Here is a 22885-nt window from a genome sequence, read left to right as displayed (position 1 = left end):
GGCTTGCTCGCGAATGCGGTGTATCAGTGACAGATGAATTGACTGACCCACCGCATTCGCGAGCAAGCCCGCTCCCACATTTAGACTGCGTTGAGTCAGGTAGACAGGGTTTTGCCTTGCACTTGATCTGGCTCTTGCTTCAACCACTCAGGTCGGCTTTCAGGCCGCCGTAAGGGCGGAACCCTAAGTAGCCGTTACCGCAGCAACGGATATACACCCCCACTGCGACGATAAAACACCACAGGCGCCAATATTTGTGTAGATACCTATGGCCATCGCAGGCAAGCCAGCTCCCACCCGATAGTCCTCGCGTAATTAACGCACTGCGCTAACCCCATCCAGGGTCGAAAACGACGTGTCTTTCGCCGTCAGCAAGAAGTCGCGCATGTATGGCGCATCGAGCATGTCCGCACGGATCCCCGCATACAACGTCGCAAACAAACCCTTCTCGCCCAAACGCTTGGCCTTCACATAACCGCGCGAGCTGTATTCATGCAGCGCCCAATGCGGCATGCCGCACACGCCGCGGCCGCTGGCAACCAGTTGCATCATCATCACTGTCAGCTCCGAGGTGCGCACCTGGGCAGGCTCCACGTCGGCGGGCTCCAGGAACCGCGTGAAGATGTCCAGGCGGTCGCGCTCCACCGGGTAGGTGATCAGGGTTTCGCTGAGCAGGTCCTGCGGCACGATGTACGCCTTGTTCGCCAACGCATGCTGGTTGGCCACGGCCAGCATGGCTTCGTAGGTAAACAGCGGCACATAAGTGATGCCCGGCAGTTCCAACGGGTCGGAGGTCACCACCAGGTCCAGGTCGCCACGTGCCAGGGCCGGCAGCGGCGCGAAAGCAAAGCCTGAGGCCAGGTCCAGCTCGACTTCCGGCCAGGCGTCGCGGAACTGGTCGATGGTCGGCATCAGCCACTGGAAGCAACTGTGACACTCAATAGCCATGTGCAAACGCCCGGCGGTGCCACCGGCCAGCCGCGCGATGTCGCGCTCGGCGCCGCGCAGCAAGGGCAGGGTGGCGTCGGCCAGTTGCAGCAGGCGCAGCCCGGCGCTGGTGAAGCGCAGCGGCTTGGTCTTGCGCACGAACAATGGCATGCCCAGCCGCTCTTCCAGCTCTTTGAACTGGTGTGACAGCGCGGACTGGGTCAGGTGCAAGCGTTCGGCGGCTTCGACCAGGCTGTCGGCTTCGCGCAAGGCGTGCAGCGTTTTAAGATGGCGGATTTCCAGCACGGCGGCCTCCATGAATGAAATTTATGCTCAATGGTAATTCATTGAAAGCAGTTCATGTTGGCCGCCAAGCCATTGCGGTTACTCCACCGCCTGGAAGTGCAGCCTGGCAAAGGGTTTGTCGATATTGCCGCGCCAGATCCTGGTGTCTGCGAAGGTGGTTCCGGCGCCCTCTGTTGCCGCTTGCCATTTCATGCCCAGATAGCGCTGCTCGTAGAGTTTCAAGTGCGCTTTGGGGAAGCTGTCGAATGAGGACTGCAGCGCGTCATAGTGAAAGTGCGCGTACCAGATCGGTTTGTCGGTCTTTGCCTGTCTGTTGGAGTCGTAAATCTCATACTCCTGCAGGTAGTCGTCTTTTCCGTCAAGGCGTTTATCCCTGAGCTTTTTACGTGAGCCGAGCTTTCGAATTATCACGCGATGTTTACTGACTAGGTAGTCCAGGTAGCCTTCGGTCGGCGTCGGGCTTTCCAGGCTGCGTTGGATCCGCAGGGCTCCGCCCGCCTGTTCAAGTGCAGTGGCTCGGGTGCGCAATTGATCGACAAGCGGGTTGCCCGCTTCCAGGCTTTGCACTGTGTTGGCGCGAGTGCGCAGTTCTTTGGCTTCGGTGACCAGTCTGTGTTCGAGGTTGACCGGTTCCATGGTCTTGTAGCCTCGCACCTTTTTTTCAAACGCATCTACCCCGTCCAGGCGGGCCTTGGCATCCGCAAGGGTGGCTCGGCGGTCGGTCGGCAGCGCGGGTGGTGCGGCGCCAGGCTGGCTCTGGGTTGGGTTCAAGCGAAAGGTGTTGCTCTCGCCAATCTTATCCCACACCTCAATGGTTTTACCGTCGGCGTCGCTGATAATGAATTGTCTCGGTGACTGTTGCCCGGCAGGTTTTTCGGTGCCGATCAACAACTGCCCGTCCTCAGTTTCAAATACGCCGCGAGTAGCGTTTGGCTTGGGGTCGGAGGCGGGTTTTTTGATCGCGCGTTCGGCTTTACGAATCAAGCGCTCAAGGTTTTTTTGCAGGAGCTGGAGGAAGTTCGGGTCGAAATGATCCGGTGACCGCTCGTTCCAGGCACTCAAGTCACGGGAAAAGTCTTCATAGACCTTGATGCAATTTTGCAAAACCCGATTGCGTTCAACCCGGCTGATGTTGGCTTCGGGCAGGGTCATGTGCGTGGTGATGGTGCGGTCGACGTTGCCCCTGGCCTTCTTCACCGCGAATTCCTGGTAGATCCAGTCGATGCTCAAGGTTTGCGGTTGGCGGGTAAGCGATTGCATCAGTTGGCCGCTGCGAATGCTGGCAATGCGCAGGTCGGTAAATTTTTGCTTCCAATGATCCAGGTTGGCCGCGACCTCCGTGCGTGTCGCTCTGACGGTAATGCGTTTGGCCCAGGTGCCCATGTCCTTCATTGAGCTTTCTATTGCGCTGAGCTCATCGAGCATATCAAGCCGGCACTGCCTCAGCTCACTGCTGAGTGTCCGGCGAGTGGCGGACGCCAGAGGCAGGTTGCTCAGTTCCTGGTTGATCGCGATTGTTCGGTCAATCAAAGCCACTGTCCGCTGGTTGGCATGATGGATCAGGTGATTGAGTCGGTCCGAGAGGATGTGGGCTGTTCTGTTCAGTTCGTCGCCATAGCTGAGTTCAGGAAGCCGGACTTGCTGCTGCTGGGCCGTTTCAAACGACGTATACATTTTCTTCGCACCTTCGATGTCCCTGGCCAGGTCGACATCCAGGGCTTTGCTGTCCTTGATGCGTTGAGCGGATGTGACGGAGGTGTCCGGGTAATCGCTGGCGTACTTTTTTAATTTTTGAGTGCTGGCGTTTACCTCGGAGTAAAAGTCCGCGGCCTGGGTTCTCAACGACCTGCCCAGTTCCAGGCGTTGCATGTTGACCTCTAATACCTGTGCAGGCAGTTGCCGGTTTACCGCCGGGGGGACGTTGCCCGTTTGCGCTGCCCCACGCCCCCGGCGCCTGCTGCCGCCGCCGTATCCGGTGAGCCGGCCACCATACAGGGTTGAGTGAGTGTCCCATTGCAACGCCTGGTCCAGGGCGATGACCGGGGAGTAGTACTTCCCCTGGGCGACCAGTCGCATCTCTGCTGTGTAGGCGTCGTACCTGACCTTGTAATAGCGCCCTTCGCTAAGGATGAAATGATCGCCGGACGTATGGCGCAGGGTATGACGATAAGGCCCGGTCTGCACCGGCTGCAGGCTACCCGTCGCAAAGGTGCCGGGGTGCTCGTACCCGGCAAAACGGTCACGGGTGGTAGTGCTCTGACGCGACTTCACGGCTCGCCAGAAGTCAGGGCTCGAACGTCCTTTGAGCTGGCGCGTGGCGGTCAGTTGCCGGGCCGTACTGGCGCGCGCGGTGGGCACGGCGGCAAAGGTCAGAATGTCCATGGCAGCAAATACCAGGCACTCAAAAACCGATGCCAATAGGTCGATGCCATCGCCTATGTCTCCCCGCCGAAAAGCGGCCACTGCTTGATACAAACTGGTGACCGCGTCTACCAGGGACACGGCGGTGCCCACAAGGGGCACAACACTCAGGGCGATTTTGATTGTGTTGAACAGTTTGGCGCTTTGCAGTGCATATTTTTCATTCGCCAGATCATCGTTGGAGCGCGCGTCATTTCGATGCGCCTCCAGCACGCGGCCCATGTGGGCATCCAACTGATGGGCGGCCAGTGAGGTGGTGGCGGGCCATGCGACGCCGACCTGGAACAGGCTGTCGTTGCCCTTGTCGATCGCCTGATTGATGCGGCTCTTGTGCGCCCGAACGTCGCCCTTTATTGCGCGGCTTGCCATGTAGTGCACCAGGGCGTCGAGCTGGCACAGTTCGAACAGCGCGACACGCGCCTTCTCAAGACTGGTATAGCCGCGAAGATAACGCTCGTCGGGCGTATCGGGCAGGTAGAGCAGGGTGTTTCCCGAGTTTCTTTCTTCGATAAAGGTGACGCCAGACAGCGTGATCGGGCTCTCGTGTCCGGTGTCTTTGCCGCCTATGCTCAGGTTCGCCGGCAGCAGGTGAATACGCTTGCCGTTGTGTTCCCAGGCCCCTTGAGTGTCGGCCTCAATCGCGATGTTCAGCAGTTGCAGTTCGTCGGTGCTGATGTGGTTTTGCATGAGCGCCAGCATGCCTTGCGCCTTGAGCATCAGGCGCAGGGGCTCGATCAGGCATTCGCGGCGATACTGTTTCTGGTACGTGGACTCCCTTGGCGTGCCTTTGAACGTTTGAAAGATCAGAGCTTCGTAGCGTTTAGCCAGATCAAGGTCGGTGACCATGCTCTTCAGGTAGTGTTTTGTAATGCCAGCCTTGAGAGTCTCTTGCTCATTGGCGTCATCGGCAGTCACCTCAACGCGCACAAACCCCAGGCGCAGACTGATATCGGAACCGATGTTGTGCAGGGCGAGCGCGTCCACAGAAAGCGTGCTGCGTTGGGGGCTAGGGACATCAATGAGTTTGATCGGCGTGCCGGGTGCGGCGCCGGGGATGATGTCTTGCTTTTGTGTCACCGTATCGGGCAGATCCAGTTGCAGCGTATAGCCTTTTGCAAGGGCGAAATCCTTGCGCAGACGTGCGTCGATTTGTTGCCTGACAAATACGTCACGGCGCGGCAGTGAGCGCTCGAACAAGGCTTGGGAGCTTCTCATTGCGGGGAGGTAGGCACGTAGCAGTGTTTTGAGCGCTTGGTGTTTGTCTGCCGGCTGTGTACGCAGCCACGGTTGCATGTGTTCGGCCAGCACTTGGGTGTTGTACTGCTCGATCAGTTGCAGGTGCGCGGCTTCTCGAGCGGTGTTGTCCGGTACCAGCAGCGTCGGCAGCGTTTGCTCGCGCAGCTTTTCGAGTTCGCCTGCCAGCGTCGTCGCCTGGTCAGGTGCGGCCCAGGTCTGGCGCAGGCGTGCGGCGTGTTCATCGAAAGCGGTCTGCTGGCTGCTCAGGCTGTAATCGAACGGGTCCTGGCTCAGTGACTTGAATTGCAGGGCGAGTACGTCGTCCTGAGGATGGATGTCGAACAAGCCTGCTTCCAGCGCCTGCCGGGAATCGAAACGTTGCAGGGCGCCATCGTTGCCTGGCCAGTAAATAAAATGCGTGCCTTCGCGGGCCTCAGGCGTTTGCGGATCTTTGGGAGGCAGAAAGACCAGTGGCCCGTTGAGTTCGGTTAGCGTCGGTTGCAGATGACCGGGTCGGGTGACCGACAGCGTGAGTGCCAGCACGTTGGGTGCAGGTGTCTCCAAGGCGTTTTCGACTTGCTTCAGTTCGTCTTCGCTGATCTGGTCAAGGACCCGTTGAATCTTCGCTTCCAGGCGCAATGCCTGAAGGCGCGCCTGGTAGAGGGCGGTGTAGTGCGTGTTGAGTGCGGTTAAATCCAGCGGCGCTCGACTCAACATCGCACGGGCTGACGTTTCGGCGGCGTGTTGCTGCGCCTTGAGCTCGTCCAGTTGCAATTTGAGCGATTGCCAGCGCGGGCTCGTCGGGCCGTCGTTGCCCAGCAGGCGTTCGAAGGCGCTGCGTTGCTGCTGCACCAGGGCCTTGCGTCGACGGGCATCCACTGCGTTGTGCAGCAGGCCAAACTGCACAAGCTCGGGAGCGTTGAGCGTATCGACCTCGGCGTCTGGCAGTTCTGGTGCCTGTGCAAACAGTGATTGGGCCTGGCGTTGTACGTCAAGCTGGTCGAGGTGCTGCAGGGCTTGGTAGGCATCGTGAATCGCCACATTGGTCAAAGGTTTGATCGCGTCCTGATACTGGTTGTCGACCAACTGTTTGAGCCAAAGGCTGATGCCTGCGTCGAAGGGGTCGTGCTTGATCCGGTACTCAATCGTTGCCAAAGCATCGACAGCGCGGGTGGAGAACAGCGTTTGTTGCTGGTCGAGCAGCCAGCGCTCCATGTCTGCACGCCGGCTGAAGGTGCGCCAGGCCGGTATCTGTTTGGGCACATACAAAAGCTGGTTGACCGGTTGTTCGGTATCCAGGGTGATTGCCCAGGCACCGGGCAAGGCGATGGCCTGGGTATCGACGGGTTTGAGCAGTACCTGTTCGACATAAATGGTTTGCGCGTCGGACGTCGACGGTGTCGAACTGACCAGCGAGAACAAGGGGGTGAGTACTTCGATATTGACCGTACCCTCGGCCAGCAGGTGTTCCCCGCTGGCCTCAAAATGGGCCCGGTAAAGCTCTACCGCGCGCTGGCGACACGTCACCGGGGCATTGGGCGCACGTTCCGTGCGCCAGTAGCGCAGCCAGTTGTCTTCGATTGCCTGTTCCAGGTCCAGGGTTTTCAGTTCGTCGAGCAGCATGGCGACGCTGTACGCCGCCAAGGCGTGCTGCGCCGGCAGATGCAGCACGTTGGCTGCGGGCACCTGCGTGGTGTCCAGGTTCGGGTGTTGTTGCAGGTAAAGGCAGGCTTCGCTCAGGGTTACACGGCTGCGGCCCCGTTCCGTGGTAGCCGAAAACTGTAGCACCACACGTTCGCCGTCCAACTGCAGGTGTTCCTGGAGCAGCCGCTTGATGGTGCTGCGCACTGTCGGGATGCCGGCCACCAGGGCGAGCATGTCGCGACGGCAGTCTTGCCAGCGTTGGCTGGCGTCGACCAGCAGGTCTTCGTCAATCATCGGCTGCATCCTCGGGCGTAAGACGCCGAAGTCGGTAAGAGAAGGCGTAAGGGGCATGGGTATCAATCCTTGAAATAGAGACGGGGTAGTCCAGGCGGCCATGCGGCAGCCTGGGTCGAGGGTCGGCAAGGCTTACTCGGCGGCGACCCAATGGGGCCGGATATGCGCAAGGGCCGCCGACTGTTGGCTGATGTCGGAATGCGGCAACTCAGGGGCTTGGGTGCGGGTGAGGAAGCGGTGTTCCGGAAGTTTCAGATGGGCTTTTTCGAAAGCATCGAACGGCGCCGCGCGGCGGTTGTAGTGAAAATGCACATACCACAGCACCTGCGGTGGCGTGGCCGTCAGGTCCCAGACTTCGTATTCCTGCATGAAGTCGCGCTGGCGGTCCGGGCGTCTGCCCAGGTCCTTCAGGCCAGTGTTACGGCGAATCTCCACCACATTGTGTTGCACCAGGTCATCGAGCATGCCGTCGGTGGGGGCAGGGCTGCGTAGCGATTGCCGAGTGCGTAGGCTGCGGCCGGTATCGATCAGCTCGACGGCCTGGTTACGCAGGCGCAGGATGATGGGGTTCTGCGGTGCCAGGGCCTCGATGGCCAGGGCGCGTGAGCGCAATGCGTCGGCTTCGCGCTGCAGCATTTCTTCGAGTTCGACCGGCAACATGTGTTGCCGGGCGTAGCCTTCCACCCGGTCAATCAAGGCGGCGACGCCCTCGAGCCGGGTCAGGGCTTCGGCGTTCAACGCATGGATATTCGTGGCGGCTGCGACGGCAGGCAGCGGAGCCGGGTTGGTCAGGCGGATCAGGCCGTCGGCACCTTGTTCCCATATTTCGGTGCGCCCCCCGGCACCCGTGAGGGTATAGCGACGTAAATTAGCGGCACGGTCCCAATTCTCCACGCCGATCAGTAGCATATTGTCTACTGTCTGGAAGACGCGGCGGGTGCTGACCGGGGCTGCGTCTGGCTGCGGCCGAACCTCACGGATAGCCCGCTGAGCGCGCTCGCGCATTTTTTTCAGCTCGCTTGCCAGAGCGGTCAAGTGCGCGCTGTTGAAATGCCGGGAGTCGGTAATCGCCCAGCGGTTCAAGTTTCGTTCCATGGTTCTATAGGCGCTGACGCAGTAGGTCAGCAGCGTATTGCGCTCGGTGGCGGTGGGTCGTACTTCGTGCAGATTGGCTTGCAAATACACCGCACGTGACACGTTGTTCTTGCTGTCCATCAAGGGACCTTGCAAGTAGTGCCAGGACACGTCATTGGGTTCAGTGTGGTGTACGACCAGCTCAAGCAGGGTGTTGACCTTCATCTCGTCAAGGTTTTTGGCGGACAAGTGTCGGTTGATGACTTCGGCTGCCGTGGCCAGGTTTTGTCGAAGATCGGAGTCGGTGACCTTCCCCAGCGAGGCGTTCATGGTGTCGGTGGCGTTTTGCACTTGGTCAATCAGCCCGAGGTTGGTCTGGCGCAACGTTCTGATCTGCTCACTTAACGCCTCGCGAGGCTGCGTTTGGGCATCGGGTATAACGTCTAACCGGTCGAGCAAGTCGTCGATGAGGTCGTCGTTGACTGTCATTCGTTCGGCGCGGATTTTTACCAGCCGCTGGGCGTTCCAGCACATTGAGTAGGCCGCTTCACCGTTGGCGCCTCGGTTGACGCTGGCCTGGTTACCCCTGGAAAACACGTTGAGTTGGTCGATGTGTTGGCTCAGTTGGCGAGCCGTCTCGATGCCTTCGGTCAGCGCGGTTTCCAGTACGGCTTCGACACTGGTATCACCGCCTTCAAACTGTTCCACCAACTGGTTGACGCGTTGTTCGGACTGTTCAAATGCCGTGACGCGCTGGCGGGTCCGTCCGAGCACGGCGCGTTGTTCGCGATAGCGCCGGTCGGTCCACCAGCGTGGCAGCCAGTCACGCACGGCCTGGGGCCATAGCGGGTCAAATGCCTCGGCCACATGCCCGAGCACATTGCCGCCACCGGCCAGCCCACCGTTGAACAAGGTGCCGTAGACCGCGTAGTGGGTGTCCCATTCGCCGGCCTCATTGAGCGCGATGGGCTGTTTATAGGTCTTGCTGCGCGTCGGGCTCAGGCGCCAGCCCTGGGGCTCGCCATGCAGTTCAACTTGATAGACACGCCCCTGGCGCACGATAAAGTTACCCTGGGCATGCCGGTACACGTTGCGATAAATGCCATAAGCCTGGGGTTGCAGGCCGTGCAGGGAAATCGACGCTTCATACTCGTAGCCGGAAAAGCGCTCAATAACGCGACGGGCTTGTGGCAGGGAGGCGTGGTGCAGGCTGGACGGGTGTTTGACCAATGCCTGCAATTGGCGTTGCCGGGTGGCGGTCGCCCGCGTCGGGGTCACGCTGACGCCCGTAGCAAGGTCGAGTGCGGCGTCAAATAACGCCAGCAACACCGACTCCATCTCCGCCAGACCGTGGCCGACTTCGCCTCTTAAAAAGGCCGCCGTGGCCAGATTCGCGCTGGTCCAGGCGTCATACAGCGCGATGCCGGTGCCCACGAAAGGCACGAGGCCCAGCACCATTTTCAGGTAGCTGAACACCATCCCGGACTTCAGTGCATGACGCTCCTGGGCCAAGGCCATATTGCTGCGGGCGCTGCTGCGATTGGCTTCAATCAGGCGGCCCATGTGGGTGTTGAGCAAATGATCGGCCAGCGATGTGGTAGCCGGCCAGGCCAGGCCAGTGCCGATCATACCGTGGAAGTTTTTCAGGTGGGCCTGCTTCAACCGGCTGGCGTGGGCTGCCGGGTCTCCCAGCAGTGCGCGCCCGGCCAGGTAGTTAAGCTGGGTGTCATCCAGGCACAGGTTAAACAGTTTGCGGCGTGCCTGTTCCAAGTCGGAGAACGTGTACAGCCGCTGGCCGTCGGGGCTATCGGGCAGGTACAACAAGGTCAGCCCCGAGACTTTTTCCTCGATGAAGGTTACGCCTGCCAGGGTCGTGCCCTGATCGTTGGTGTCTTTGCCGCCGGCAGTCAGGTAGGCGGGGATCAGCGCGACTTGCATGCCGTCGCGGTTCCACGCTTCAGGGGTTCTGGCATCGATGGCAATCGCCAGCACTTGCGGCGCGATACCGGTCAGCCGGTTCTCGAGCACGCCGCACTGGCTTTCCAGCTTGAGCAACTGGCGCAGCGGTTCAACCAGGCACTCGCGCTGGTACTCGTTGATAAATGTGCTGTGCGCGGTTGAGCCCATGAAGGTCAGGCGGATCTGGTCTTCATACCGCTGCGCCAGGTCGAGCTCCCGGGCCAGTGTGCGCAGATAGGGCAGGGTCAGGCCGGTGCGCAGGGCTTCGGCCTGGCTCTTGTCGTCGCAGATGACCGTCACGTGCCTGAAGCTCAGGCGCTGTTCGACGTTGGTGTCGATATTGAGCAGCAACAGCTCGCTGAGGGAGAAGCTGCTGCGTTCCTTGCTGGCGGTCGGCACACTGGTTTGTGGGGTGCCGGGCGCGGCCCCCGCCACAATATCCCGTCGCCAGACGATGGCGTCGGGAATGTCCAGGGTAATTGTCCAGTCCCGGGTGATGGCAAAGTCCTTGTGCAGGCGCTCACCAAGAAGCTTTTTGCAAAAAACCTCGCGCGGCGGCAGGTCACGCTCGAGCAGGGCATGGGAACGTTTGGCGGCTTGGAGGTAAGCCAGCATCAGCGCTTTGAGCGAAGTGCGTTCGGTGTCGGGCATCTGCTTGAACCAGGTCGGCAACTGTTTGACCAACGCGCCGCTGCGGCGCTGCTCAAGGATTTGCGCATAGGCCAGTTGGCGCACTGCATTAACGGGCACGGTCAGCCTGGTCAGGGTGTGGATACGCAGTTGTTGCAGTTCATCGGCCAGTTGCCCGGCCTGCTCGGGGATTGGGTAGCGCTGGCGGAGATCGGCGGCCAGGCTTTCGAATTCACCGTGCTGGCCCTCAAGGCTGTGCTCCATCGCATCACCGCTCAGAGGTTCGAGCTTGAGGCTGACGTCGGGCGCGTCGTCCTGCAGCCGGAACAGGTGCTGTTCCAACTCGCGGCGTGATGCAAAACGCTGCAACGTGCCGTGGCTGCCCGGGCAGTAGAGCAACAGGCTGTGGGGCGATAATGGATCGTTCAGTGTCGCAGCGTCGGCGAACACCAAGGGGCCTTTGAGCGTGGTGCTGGTCACCGTCAGCGCGTCACCGTTGCGTGTACTGGCTGACAGGCTCAATTGGGCGACCGAGGGAGGGGCGGGAGCGGGTTGGCTCAGGGTCGAGGTGATCCACCGGTGCTCCTCGGCGCTCAACTGGTCCAGAGCAATCAGGAGGTCGGCTTCAATACGCAAAGCGGTAACGCGAGCGGTATGCAGGGCGGTGTAGTTGAGATTGATGGTTGCCGTGTCGAACACGCGCTCCCGGTACAGCAGCGCAGTGGCGGCGCTGATGGAGAGCTGCTCCTGGCGGGTGAGCGTGTCGTGGTAGGTCTTGAGCGTTTGCAGGCGGGATTCGATCACCGTGTCCGGGAGTTGGTTGCCAAGGAAACCCTCCAGGGCGTCGCGCTCGCGCTTGAGGTTTGACCAACGGGTGTCGAGCGGTATATCGGCTTGCAGCAGCCCGAACCACCCCGGTTCGTCTTGCCCCTCGTCAGGGCCGGGCGCGGTGGGCACCGGCAGGTTGGCGAATACCGGCGCCTGGCGCAGTTTCGTGGTGGTTGCCTGTGCCAGGCTCAACGCTTGCACGCCGTGCAGCGACAGCTGATTACCGCCGTTTTTAGTGCGCACACTGTCAAGCCAGATCAGTCGCCAATGCGCCAGCAATTGTTCGACGGCCGCTTGGCGGGGTGTCAGCTGGAGGTTGTAATCGACCGAAAACGCGGCTGGGTTGGCAACGTGAGGCAGCAACTGTTGTTGATGCTCGACCAGCCATTGCTCCATTTCGGTACGTTCGGCAAACCGCTTCAAGGGCGGTTGCTCACTCGGCAGGTACAGCAACTGTGCGGTCAGCGGCTCGTCGTCGATGGTGAACACCAGCGCCCCCGGTAAGTCTTCCTTGCGCTGGTGGGGCCAGCACAATGCCAATTGCTCGCTGTACAACTGCGGCTCGCCGGGTTTGGGGGTCGGTGTGTGGCCATTGACGGCCAGCAGCGCCTGCAATTGCGTGGCGCTCAGGCTGCGCTCGGCGAAGGCCACTTGCGCAGAGGCTTCCAGGTGAATGTTGTACAGCTGGCCGATACGGCTGCGGCGTGACACCGGCGTACCCGGTGCACGGCTCTCCCAATAGCGGTTCCAATGCTGTTCAAGGAACGCATCCAGGTCCAGCTCGGCCAGTTGTTGCAGCACCGCTTGGTAGGGCCGGTCTTCCGGCAGGCCAACGGTGATGCACTTTTGCTCGGGCGGCAACGTCCAGGGCGAGTGCTGGCGTACGAACGCTGCCGCGTTGCTCAAGCTGATAAATGCTCCTGAACGCCCCTCTGCGTCCAGGCAGCGCAGGCCGGTGCTGTTACCGTCGAGTGCCAGGCGCTCCTTGATGAGCAAGGTCACCAGGCTTGGCGCATCGGGAATGCCGCTCATCAGCTCGCGCAGCTGTGTGCGGCACTCTTGCCAGCGTTGGGTGGCCGTCAGCAGCAGGCTGGTGTCCTGGGGCTGCTGGTTCAGCCGTGCCACGCCGGGCTTGGGTTTGAAGGGGAAGGTGGGGATGGGCCAGGACGTTGTCATGGTGAGGATTCGCTCTATAGGTTCAAACCCTTATTAGAAAGCGGCGCCCTGGGCTCGCGGCGACATATAGGTAGCGCGGTGACCGTTGAGCGGCATTCATCAAACTGTCACGCAACTGTGGCAGCGCGCTTGAACAAACTTCATCAGACTCGCGCTCTACTGGGGTTCTGCGTTTCGGTGTTTTTCATGCGCGTGTTGTTCTTACTGGCCGCTCTATTGTTCGGCCTGCCGTCCTTTGCGGCTTCTCGATGTGATGTCAATGTCCCGACCCAAACGGTCGACCTGGAAAAAGTCAGCATCGCCTACCAAAGCATCGGCCGTGCGTCCGACCCTGCGTTGTTACTGGTCATGGGCCTGGGCGGGCAGTTGATCCACTGGCCGGATGAAGTGGTGGCGGCCTTGTGTGAACAGGGTTTTCGGGTGATCCGCTACGACAACCGTGACGTTGGCTTGTCCACGTGGCGCCAGGCACCCGCCAGCGCCAACCTGACCTTTGAAGTGCTGCGCTATAAGCTCGGCTTGCCGGTAGCGGCGCCGTACACATTGACCGACATGGCCGACGATGCACTGGGCTTGATGGACGCGCTGCAGGTCCAGCAATTCCACGTGCTGGGCGCAAGCATGGGCGGCATGATCGCCCAGCACCTGGCGGCCATGGCGCCGCAGCGGGTCGAGAGCCTGACGCTGGTGATGACCAGCTCCGGCGCCGAAGGCCTGCCGGCGCCCAACGCGGCGTTGGTGCAGTTGCTGTCGCGGCGCAGCGCGCCGAACCGTGAAGTGGCGCTGGAGCAACAAGCCGATTTGCTCGCAGCCCTGGGCAGCCCCAACGTCAAAGATGATCGCCAGGCGCTGCTGCACCAGGCGGCGCTGTCCTACGACCGCGCCTTCAACCCGGACGGCGTGAAGCGCCAGATCATGGCAATTCTGGCCGAGCCGAGCCGCGTGCCCTTGCTTAACCAATTGCGCGTGCCGACCCTGGTGGTACACGGCACCGCCGACCCGCTGTTGCCGGTGATGCACGGCGTACACCTGGCCGCGCATATCCAGGGCAGCCAGCTGAAGCTCATACCGGGCATGGCCCACCGTTTCCAGGAAGCCTTCAAGGCGCCGCTGTTGACGGCGGTGTTGCCGTATCTCAAAGCCCATCGCGAAGATGCCGCGCATTGGGCGCAGATTGACCTGGGCGAGCCTTCGAAGCTGCTGTGAAGTTGGTGTATGGTGCAACCTTTACGGCGCACATAACTGCCAGCGAGGTTGCCTGCCATGAGTACTCCCCTGAAAATCGATTTCGTCAGCGACGTGTCTTGCCCCTGGTGCATCATCGGCCTGCGCGGCCTGACCGAAGCCCTCGACCAACTGGGCAGCGAGGTGCAGGCCGAGATTCATTTCCAGCCGTTTGAGCTGAACCCGAAAATGCCGGCCGAAGGGCAGAACATCGTCGAGCACATCACCGAGAAATACGGCTCCACCGCCGAGCAATCCCAGGCCAACCGCGAGCGTATCCGCGACATGGGCGCGGCGCTGGGCTTTGCCTTTCGCACGGACGGGCAGAGCCGCATCTACAACACTTTTGATGCACACCGGCTGCTGCATTGGGCGGGGCTTGAAGGGTTGCAGTACAACCTCAAGGAAGCGCTGTTCAAGGCGTATTTCAGTGATGGGAAAGACCCGTCAGACCACGCGACATTGGCTATCATCGCCGAGAGTGCCGGGCTGGATATTCAGCGTGCGGCTGAAATTCTGGCGTCTGACGAATACGCTGCTGAAGTTCGCGAACAGGAAGAGTTGTGGATTACACGCGGTGTGACTTCAGTACCGACCATCGTGTTCAACGACCAATACGCGGTCAGCGGTGGGCAGCCGGCGGAAGCCTTTGTGGGCGCGATTCGTCAGATCATCCAGGAAGCCAAAGCCTGATGCTCGTTCCCACGCTCTGCGTGGGAATGCCGCCCCGGACGCTCCGCGTCCTGCCCTTGAAGTTGCGACGCAGAGCGTCACAGGATGCGTTCCCACGCAGAGCGTGGGAACGATCAGTGGGTCAGTCAAACTTGTAGCTGATCGCCGTCTGCACCTGGCCCTGGTTCACGTTGCCGGTCTCCTTGACGATGCTGCTGTTGGCCGCCGAGCCCACCAGGTGTGTCCAACTGGCGCTGGTCAACAGTGACCAATGGCTCGCCAGCGGGAACTCGAAACTCTGGGTCAGCGTCAGGTTCTGAAAGCCCGCGCTGGCGTTATAGGCGCGGATGCCGGACGCCGCTGACTCTTTATCGTCAACGCCAAAAAACGCCTGGGTCTGGCGCGCATCGGCAAAATGCGCCATCAGGCCGGTGCTGCCGATAATGCCGCCGCCCAGCGGGTAGCCCAGCTCGCCACCAACCTTGCCCAGCACACCACTCTGATCGCGCGGGCCGCCGACGGCCTGGCCGACCTGGGCGTAGACGCGCCAGAACTCGGCCGGTGCGTACTGGATGAACCCCCCGACTTCGGCCATGTCCGGCACATCACGCAAGCCACGCAGCGAGCGATCGGCCGTGCGCCCCGGCAGGTAATTGATATACGGGCCGGCGGTGAAACCGTGGGTATTGAGTGCGCTCCAGGTCAGGCCATCGTCGGTGCCCAGGCTCACATTGCCCCAGTCCAGATCGAAGTAGGGAATCGGCCGGGTTTCGTAGCGGCTGCCTGTCGGGTCGTGGGGCTGGTAGCTGACGCCAGCGCCAACTTCGCCGCTAATGCCTTCGGCCCATACCGTGCTGGAAAAGCTCCACAGCCCCAGCAAGCCGGCGAATACAGCGGAAGTAACCTTGAACATGGAGCGTTTCCTTATCTGAACTTGCGCGCATTCACGCGCGAAGCGCCTCCCGGACGCAAGCACTCATCTTGTTTGTAGCAAGCTACAAAAATTGTAGCTCCTGCGACACAAATCCCCCTGCATATCGACCAAAACCCCAGCCCCGCTGGGCTTTGGCCAGTTGGCATAGTCTCTGCAATACCTCTTGGCACAAGCGCACAGAGCGCTGCTCCTCAAGGTAAACGCAATGATCCAGTGGCATATCGTGTGCGACTTCGACGGGACCATCACCCCCACCGACGTCATCGACAACGTCCTCCAGCGCTTCGCCGGCCCCGAGTGGGAAACCATCGAACAGGAATGGCTGGATGGGCATATCGGTTCCCGCGAATGCCTGAGCCGTCAACTGGCGCTGATCAAGGCCACCCCGGCTGAACTGCTGGCGTACTTCGACAGCGTGGAGATCGACCCGGACTTCCCGGACTTCGTCGATCACGTCATGGGCCTGGGCGCGACCATCGAAGTGGTCAGCGACGGCATCGAGCAAGGCATCGCGCGCATCCTGTCGCGCAACTACGTGACCTTGCTGCCGATCCTCGCCAACCGCCTGCGCCAGGTCGACCAGAACAGCTGGCGCATCGACTTCCCGTATTCCAGCGACGCCTGCCGCGCCGCCTCCGGCAACTGCAAATGCAAATCCACGCCGCGCAACAAGCGTGTGCTGGTGATCGGCGACGGCAAGTCCGACATGTGCGTGGCCTCCACCGCCGACTTCGTCTTCGCCAAAGGCAGCCTCGCCAAGTACTGCGAAGCCAACAACATTGCCCATGCGCGCTTCGACACCTTTGCCGAATTGCCCGCATTGCTTGCCGCGTTGCCACAAGGCATCGCCGCTAACTCCGGCGCCTTTACCGCCGACCTCTCTGTTGAAAATCAGGAACTCTTCCACCATGTCTGATATTCGTATCGCTACCGCCGAAGACCAGATTCTTCTGGATAAAGAAGCCAAATACTGCTCCTACGGCGACACCGTTCACTACATCGAGCCGCCGCGTATTTTCAGCCGTTGCGAAGGCTCCTACGTGTGGGACACCGAAGACCAGGCCTACCTCGACCTGCAAATGTGGTACTCGGCCGTGAACTTCGGCTACGCCAACCCGCGCCTGAACAACGCGCTGAAACAGCAGATCGACACCCTGCCGCAAATCGCCAGCCAGTACCTGCACAAAGGCAAGATCGAGCTGTCGGAAATGATTGCCGTCGATGCCAAGAACAAGTTCGGCCTCGATGGTCGCGTGCACTTCAACGTCGGCGGTTCGCAGTCGATCGAAGACTCGTTGAAAGTGGTGCGTAACGCCTCCAACGGCAAGAGCCTGATGTTCGCCTTCGAAGGCGGCTACCACGGCCGCACCCTCGGCGCTTCGTCGATCACTTCGAGCTTCCGCTACCGTCGCCGCTACGGCCACTTTGGCGAGCGCGCCAACTTCATCCCGTTCCCGTACCACTTCCGCGGCCCTAAAGGCATGACCAAAGAAGAGTACGGCAGCCACTGCGTGCAGCAGTTCGCGCGTTTGTTCGAGACTGAATACAACGGCGTCTGGGACCCGAAAACCAACCAGTGCGAATACGCAGCGTTCTACGTCGAGCCGATCCAGGGCACCGGCGGCTACGTGATCCCGCCGATGAACTTCTACCGCGAATTGAAGCAAGTGCTGGATCAGCACGGCATCCTGATGGTGTCCGACGAAATCCAGATGGGTTTCTACCGTACCGGCAAACTGTGGTCGATCGAACACTTCGACGTACAGCCGGACGTGATCGTCTTCGGTAAGGCGCTGACCAACGGCCTCAACCCACTGGGCGGCATCTGGGCCCGTGAAGAGCTGATCAACCCGAAGGTCTTCCCGCCAGGTTCGACCCACTCCACCTTCGCCTCCAACCCACTGGGTACGGCGGTAGGCCTGGAGATGTTCAAGATGACCAGCGAAGTCGACTACGGCGCGATGGTCATGGCCAAAGGCAAATACTTCCTGGAAGGCCTGCAAGACCTGCAGAAACGTTTCCCGATCATCGGCGACGTCGACGGCCTGGGCCTGGCCCTGCGCTGCGAAATCTGCGGCCCGGATGGCTTCACGCCGGATAAGGCGACCCTGGATTACATGGTCGAAGAAGGCATGAAAGGCGACATGATCGTGGATGGCCAGAAACTCGGCCTGATCCTCGACGTGGGCGGCTACTACAAAAACGTGATCACCCTGGCACCGTCCCTGGAAATCAGCTACCCGGAAATCGACCTGGGCCTGAAGCTCCTCGAGCAACTGCTGGTTCGGGCGACCAAACGGTGATTGCCTCCGAGATCGACCTCGGTGAAGGTGATGCCGGCTTCGTTCTCGGTGAAGGTCCGGTCGGGATCCTGTTGATCCACGGCCTGACCGGCACCCCGACGGAATTGCGCCAGGTCGCCAAAGGCCTGGCCAAAGCCGGTAACTGCACGGTGTACGTGCCCACGCTGGCGGGGCACTGCGGCGATAACAGCGACCTGCAAGCCACCGGCTGGCTGGACTGGTACGAAGGCGTGCGCAAGACGTTTGCGCAGGTCAAGCAGCGCCACGCGCAGGTGTTTGTCGGTGGTTTGTCCATGGGCGCGGTGATGTCGATGTACGTCGCCGCCGAACACCCAGGGCAAGTGGCCGGGCTGTTGATGTATTCGACCACCTTGAAGTACGACGGCTGGAGCATTCACAAGCTGGCGTTCTTGACGCCGTTGCTGATGAAGATCCCGTTCGGCGTGCACATCTGCCGCTTCGAAGAGAAGCCGCCTTACGGCATCAAGAACGAGCGCCTGCGGGCCATCGTCGAGCGTCAGATGAAGGAAGGCGAAAGCAGCGAGGCCGGCTTGCTGACCATGGAGGGCATCACGGTGCGTGAGTTGCACCGTATGAACGCCGTGGTCAAAAAGCGCATGCCCGAGGTCAAGGTGCCGGCGCTGGTGTTGCACTCCATCGAGGACGACATCACCAGCCGCTGGAACGCCGATTATGTCGAGCGTCACTTGGGCGGCCCGGTGACCAAGATTCTGCTGGATAACTGCTACCACATGATCACCGTCGACCTGCAATACCGCCGGGTGATCGAGTTGAGCGCAGAATTTGTCGAGCAACACGCCGCTCCGGCTGTGCAGGCGCCCGTGGATTATCGACAGCGGGCATCAGCCTAAGGACTAGACGTGATTACCGCCCAAGCCTTCTCGACTATCCGGGCCATCCCGCGTTGCGCCTGGAATGACTGCTTTCCTGCAGCCCTGGAGGATTGGGATTTTTACGTTGCCGTGGAAAACGCCGCGATCGATGATTTCAAGTGGCGTTACCTGGCCGTCTACGACGATGAAACGCTGGTGGCCGTTGCCGCCGCGTTCATCACTTATTATCGCCTCGACACCACGGTGTCGGGCGCCGGCAAGCGCTTTACCGAGCGCCTGGAGCGACTGTGGCCGGGTGTTTTGCGCTTGCAGTTGTACGCTATCGGCTCGCCGGTGGCCGAGCGTTGCGACGCGGGTATCGCCAGCCACGTGCCCCAAGGGCAGCGCCCACTGCTAATCAGGCATTTGCTCGAGGCGGCACGCGAGGATGCGAATACCTTCGGGATTGGCCTGGTGGCGGTCAAAGACGTGCCGACCAATGACCTCGACTGGGCAGACAATTGCCGCCAGGCAGGCTTTCAGAGCATGCCAAGCTTACCCAGCGGCTGGCTGACGGTGCCTTACGGCTCGGTGGACGCCTACCTGGGCTCGCTGTGCAAGGCGACCCGCAAGGACTTGCGTCGCAAGTTGCGCGCGCCAGGCCCACGGGTCGAATGGCGGCACACCATTGATGACGTGTTGCCCGAGGTGATGCGCCTGTACGAAGACACGCTCAGCCGCGCCGATTTGCAGTTCGAACGCCTGCCGGCGCGTTATTTCACCGGCATTCTTGAACAGCTGCAAGGGCGTGCGGTCTGTGCTCTTTACTGGGTGGACGAGCGCCTGGTGGCGTTCAACCTGGTGCTGTTGGACCAGCACCGGCTGGTCGACAAGTTTTTCGGGCATGACCGTGAGTTCAGCCGTGAATACAGTCTGTACTTTCGCTACTGGCTGACCAATGTCGACTACTGTATTGCACACAAGATTCCGGTGTATGAGTGCGGTCAGGAGGGCTATGCCAGTAAGCTGCGCCTGGGGTGCGAGTTCCAGGGCAACAGCATGTTTTTCCGTCACCGTAACCGGCTGCTCAACGGCCTGCTCAAACTCGTTAAAATGTACATAAGACCGGACCGTTCCGACCCTGCCATGGCTGCTGCGATAAGCGAAACCTGATGATCACCAAGACCCGCCAAAAAGCCCGCCCCTTTGCCATTTCGCGTTGGAGCGTCCAGCGCAAGCTGGTGCTGGCGTTCTGGCTGGTCAGCGTTATCCCGACCATGATCGCGGCCGAACTGGCGGCGACCACCTTGTCGCAGATTTTCGACAGCAACGTGCGCATCTGGCTGCAAGAGTCGACCAAGATCGTCAAGGACGAAATCGGCGACATCCTGCATGACAACGCGCGCATGGCCAAACTGTTCCTGCGCTACACCGCGCCGCCGTCGAGCAAGCAAGCGGCCAAGCATGACCGCCTGACCGCCGACATCGCCGACGCCACCGATATCGATGTGGTCGCGCTGATTCGCGTGAGTGACCACAAAGTGGTGTTCAGCACCGCGGCCGACGATGTGGTCAAGCAGATCAACCTGACCAGCAACGCCGTGTTGCAGACCGTGGAAGTGGCCGGCGTGACTACGGGCCTGGTGGTCTCGACCTTTGAAACCACCCAGGAAGGCGTCGATTACCTGCTGTTGGTGGCCACCTACCTGGACAGCAGCTTCCTCACCAGCGTGGCCGATGTGCATTCCCTCGACCTGCGCCTGTACCTGGCCAACCCTCAGGGTTTTTCCGAGATTTTCTCGACCCAGCGTTTTGAAAACCACCCTTCGCGCATCCCGAAGAATGTCGAAACGGCCATGCGCGCCACCAAGCAACCGAGCGAGCAGTTCACCAATAACTACAGCGGGTTGTACTGGCCGATCTTCAATGATGCCGGCGACCTGCAAGGTGTGATCTTCAGCGGCCTGCTGCGCCACACCAGCCTGGTGGGGCTGGTGAACCAGAGCAATCTGTTCGTGCTGATTTTCCTGCTCAGTTCGGCGTTGTCGCTGGGCGCCGGTGTCTTGGTGTCACGGCGCCTGACCAAACCGCTGCGCGATTTGTCCCAAGGCGTGGACGCCGTGATCTCGGGCAATTACGAGCACCGTGTATTGGTCACCGGCGGCGATGAGCTGGCGCAGCTGAGCAGCACCTTCAACCATATGACCGAGCGCCTGGGCGAGTTGCATCACCTTGAAGCGCAACTGCGCCGCCGCGACCGCCTGCATGCTTTGGGCGAAGTCGCCATGGGCCTGGCGCATGAGATTCGCAACCCGTTGGGCATCATCAAGACCGCCACCCAATTGCTGCACCGGCGTGTCGACCTGCCGGACACCGACAAGCGCCACTTGGAATACGTGATCAGCGAAGTCAGCCGCATCAACGACCTGATCACTGAGTTTCTGGACTTCGCCAAACCCAACCCGCCGCTGCGTGTGTTGCAGGCGGCGCGCCCGGTGGTGGAAGAAATCCTCGGCTTTTGCAGCCCGGAACTGGCCACCCATAACATCGACGCGCACATCGATGACCAGGCGCCCGGCGCGACGATCTACGCCGATGCCAAGCAACTCAAACAGGCGTGCCTGAACCTGATCCTCAACGCCATCGACGCGATGCCCGAAGGCGGGCGCCTGACCCTGGGCATTCGCAGCGTGGACGGCAACACGGTGATCAGCATCGCCGACACCGGCCAAGGCATTCCGGCCGATATGATCGAGCGCATCTTCACGCCATTCGTCACCACCAAGGCCTCCGGCACGGGCCTGGGGCTGGCTAAAGTCTATTCGATCATGGAAAGTCACGACGGCAGCATTGAATGCGCCAGTGAGAAAGATGCCGGCGCCACCTTCAGCCTGTACATCCCGGCCCATGGCGAAGACGACGGCGACGATGAGGAAGTTCATGACGCATAACGTATTGGTAGTCGACGACGAGCCCAAGCTCTGCGACTTGCTGTCATCGGCCTTGAGCCAGAACGGCATTCAGGTGTTTACCGCCGGCAACGGCCTGCACGCGCTCAAGGTGCTGGAGCAGGAAGACGTCGACCTGGTGATCAGCGACTGGCGCATGCCGGGCATGGACGGGCCGGCGTTGCTGGCCGAGATAAAGGTGCGCTTCCCGGAGTTGCCGGTGATCGTGATGACCGCCTACAGCACGGTGAAAAACGCCGTGCAGTCGATGCGCAACGGTGCCTATGACTACATTGCCAAACCGTTCGATATCGACGAGCTGGACATCACCGTGGCCAAGGCCTTGCAGTTTCGCGACATCATGCGCGACAACGCACGCCTGCGCGCCGAGCTGGATCACCATGCGCAGTTCGACAGCCTGGTGGGCGACAGCCCGGCGTTTCGCCAGGTGCTGCACGCTGTCGATTCGGTACGCGACAGCAACGCCACCATCCTGCTGACCGGCGAGAGCGGCACCGGTAAGGAAATGGTCGCGCGAGCGATTCACAAACATGGCAGCCGCGCCGACAAGCCGTTCGTGGCGGTCAACTGCGCGGCCATCCCCGAAGGTCTGCTGGAAAGCGAGATGTTCGGCCATCGCAAAGGCGCCTTTACCGGCGCCGTGGCCGACCGGGTAGGGCGCTTTATGCAGGCCGACCAGGGCACTTTGTTTCTGGATGAAGTGGGCGACATGCCGTTGGCATTGCAGGCCAAGATCCTGCGGGCCTTGCAGGAGCGCGTGATCGAGCCGGTGGGCGACCCCCGCGAGCGCAAGGTGGATGTGCGCGTGATCGCTGCCACCAACAAGAACCTGCTGGATGCGGTAGCCAATAAAGAGTTTCGCGAAGACCTGTATTACCGCCTCAATGTATTCCCGATCCCATTGCCAGCCCTGCGCGAGCGCGCCGAAGACATCGTGCCCCTGGCCCGGCACTTCGCCCAGACCCTGAGCGCCACCGCCGGCAAACGCATCACCGGTTTCAGCCCCGAGGCGTTGCAGGCGATGGCCGCTTACCACTGGCCGGGCAATATCCGTGAGCTGCAAAACTGCGTGGAGCGGGCGACCATCGTGGCGGCTTCGCCGGTGATCGAAGACATTGACCTGCCGGCTTACCTGTTTGCGTCCAGGCCCGCCGAGGACGGCGTGACGGCGCTGCTCGGTGACACACCGGGCGTGCCTGCCGACCTGGATGCGGCGCTGGCTGAGGTCGAGAAAACCTACATCATGGCGGCATTGAATGAGAGCAACGGCGTGCAGGCTGCGGCGGCGGCGAAGATCGGGATTTCCGAGAGAAGTTTTTGGTATCGGCTGAAGAAACTGGGGATTCAGGTCGAGAAGATCATTCGCTGAAATTCGCAAACAACGTCGATCAACTGTGGGAGCGGGCTTGCTCGCGAAAGCGGTGTGTCAGTCAATACATGTGCTGACTGACACAC

Annotated in this window: 12 protein-coding genes; 8 read left to right on the top strand and 4 right to left on the bottom strand. The window is 60.9% G+C overall.

Features of this window, described 5'->3' with window-relative positions; genetic code table 11:
• Positions 1 to 315: 315 nt before the first annotated feature.
• The 3 genes from metR to ACTD9P_RS24515 all read right to left on the bottom strand — a co-directional run bounded on the left by metR (position 316) and on the right by ACTD9P_RS24515 (position 12495).
• Positions 316 to 1233 (bottom strand): transcriptional regulator MetR, encoded by a 918-nt coding sequence (metR, locus tag ACTD9P_RS24525; protein WP_438869723.1) that lies wholly within the window; start codon positions 1231 to 1233, stop codon positions 316 to 318.
• A gap of 78 nt (positions 1234 to 1311) precedes the next feature.
• Positions 1312 to 6828 carry a dermonecrotic toxin domain-containing protein gene (locus ACTD9P_RS24520; protein ID WP_438869722.1) on the bottom strand — a complete coding sequence of 1839 codons (5517 nt, stop codon included), beginning with the start codon at positions 6826 to 6828 and terminating at the stop codon, positions 1312 to 1314.
• A gap of 132 nt (positions 6829 to 6960) precedes the next feature.
• Positions 6961 to 12495, bottom strand: coding sequence for a dermonecrotic toxin domain-containing protein (locus ACTD9P_RS24515; RefSeq protein ID WP_438869721.1), 5535 nt, complete (start codon positions 12493 to 12495; stop codon positions 6961 to 6963).
• A 186-nt stretch (positions 12496 to 12681) separates the two neighbouring features.
• Between ACTD9P_RS24515 and ACTD9P_RS24510 the strand changes: the two genes are divergently transcribed.
• Together ACTD9P_RS24510 and ACTD9P_RS24505 are read left to right on the top strand one after the other, a co-directional pair.
• On the top strand, positions 12682 to 13701 hold the full coding sequence (locus ACTD9P_RS24510) for an alpha/beta fold hydrolase (protein WP_438869720.1): 1020 nt from the start codon (positions 12682 to 12684) through the stop codon (positions 13699 to 13701).
• Between the two features lie 57 nt (positions 13702 to 13758).
• A complete protein-coding gene (locus ACTD9P_RS24505; protein ID WP_438869719.1) occupies positions 13759 to 14412 on the top strand; it encodes a DsbA family oxidoreductase in 654 nt (217 codons plus the stop codon).
• 121 nt (positions 14413 to 14533) lie between these two features.
• Here the strand turns inward: ACTD9P_RS24505 and ACTD9P_RS24500 are convergent, their stop codons facing one another.
• Entirely contained in the window at positions 14534 to 15304 is a 771-nt protein-coding gene (locus ACTD9P_RS24500; protein WP_138816628.1) for a MipA/OmpV family protein, read from the bottom strand.
• A gap of 226 nt (positions 15305 to 15530) precedes the next feature.
• Between ACTD9P_RS24500 and ACTD9P_RS24495 the strand changes: the two genes are divergently transcribed.
• From ACTD9P_RS24495 to ACTD9P_RS24470, 6 genes are read left to right on the top strand one after another with little or no spacing between them, the layout of a single operon-like run.
• The gene (locus ACTD9P_RS24495; RefSeq protein WP_138816626.1) at positions 15531 to 16241 is read left to right on the top strand and encodes an MtnX-like HAD-IB family phosphatase; all 711 of its coding nucleotides are present in this window, start codon (positions 15531 to 15533) and stop codon (positions 16239 to 16241) included.
• The gene (locus ACTD9P_RS24490; RefSeq protein WP_017137021.1) at positions 16234 to 17628 is read left to right on the top strand and encodes an aspartate aminotransferase family protein; all 1395 of its coding nucleotides are present in this window, start codon (positions 16234 to 16236) and stop codon (positions 17626 to 17628) included. The genes ACTD9P_RS24495 and ACTD9P_RS24490 overlap by 8 nt, the downstream gene beginning before the upstream one ends.
• The gene (locus ACTD9P_RS24485; protein ID WP_438869718.1) at positions 17625 to 18500 is read left to right on the top strand and encodes an alpha/beta hydrolase; all 876 of its coding nucleotides are present in this window, start codon (positions 17625 to 17627) and stop codon (positions 18498 to 18500) included. The genes ACTD9P_RS24490 and ACTD9P_RS24485 overlap by 4 nt, the downstream gene beginning before the upstream one ends.
• A 9-nt stretch (positions 18501 to 18509) precedes the next feature.
• Positions 18510 to 19634: a GNAT family N-acetyltransferase gene (locus ACTD9P_RS24480; protein WP_438869717.1), complete on the top strand. Its 1125-nt coding sequence runs from the start codon at positions 18510 to 18512 to the stop codon at positions 19632 to 19634.
• Positions 19634 to 21412, top strand: a complete 1779-nt coding sequence (locus ACTD9P_RS24475; protein ID WP_438869715.1) for a sensor histidine kinase — start codon at positions 19634 to 19636, stop codon at positions 21410 to 21412. Before ACTD9P_RS24480 ends, ACTD9P_RS24475 begins: the two co-directional genes overlap by 1 nt.
• The gene (locus ACTD9P_RS24470) at positions 21402 to 22799 is read left to right on the top strand and encodes a sigma-54-dependent transcriptional regulator (RefSeq protein ID WP_438869714.1); all 1398 of its coding nucleotides are present in this window, start codon (positions 21402 to 21404) and stop codon (positions 22797 to 22799) included. Before ACTD9P_RS24475 ends, ACTD9P_RS24470 begins: the two co-directional genes overlap by 11 nt.
• Positions 22800 to 22885: the final 86 nt, after the last annotated feature.

This window comes from Pseudomonas onubensis, from assembly GCF_965653655.1.
GTDB lineage: Bacteria > Pseudomonadota > Gammaproteobacteria > Pseudomonadales > Pseudomonadaceae > Aquipseudomonas.
The sequence above is the reverse complement of the archived record's forward strand: the minus strand, read 5'-3'. Positions and strand labels throughout refer to the sequence as shown.

What these genes read in the sequence shown, in the direction of transcription:
- ACTD9P_RS24495 (WP_138816626.1), top strand. Translation starts at nt 15,531, where the DNA reads ATGATCCAGTGGCATATCGTGTGCGACTTCGACGGGACCATCACCCCC.
- ACTD9P_RS24515 (WP_438869721.1), bottom strand. Translation starts at nt 12,495, where the DNA reads ATGACAACGTCCTGGCCCATCCCCACCTTCCCCTTCAAACCCAAGCCC.
- ACTD9P_RS24490 (WP_017137021.1), top strand. Translation starts at nt 16,234, where the DNA reads ATGTCTGATATTCGTATCGCTACCGCCGAAGACCAGATTCTTCTGGAT.
- ACTD9P_RS24520 (WP_438869722.1), bottom strand. Translation starts at nt 6,828, where the DNA reads ATGATTGACGAAGACCTGCTGGTCGACGCCAGCCAACGCTGGCAAGAC.
- ACTD9P_RS24470 (WP_438869714.1), top strand. Translation starts at nt 21,402, where the DNA reads ATGACGCATAACGTATTGGTAGTCGACGACGAGCCCAAGCTCTGCGAC.
- ACTD9P_RS24505 (WP_438869719.1), top strand. Translation starts at nt 13,759, where the DNA reads ATGAGTACTCCCCTGAAAATCGATTTCGTCAGCGACGTGTCTTGCCCC.
- ACTD9P_RS24510 (WP_438869720.1), top strand. Translation starts at nt 12,682, where the DNA reads ATGCGCGTGTTGTTCTTACTGGCCGCTCTATTGTTCGGCCTGCCGTCC.
- ACTD9P_RS24475 (WP_438869715.1), top strand. Translation starts at nt 19,634, where the DNA reads ATGATCACCAAGACCCGCCAAAAAGCCCGCCCCTTTGCCATTTCGCGT.
- ACTD9P_RS24500 (WP_138816628.1), bottom strand. Translation starts at nt 15,304, where the DNA reads ATGTTCAAGGTTACTTCCGCTGTATTCGCCGGCTTGCTGGGGCTGTGG.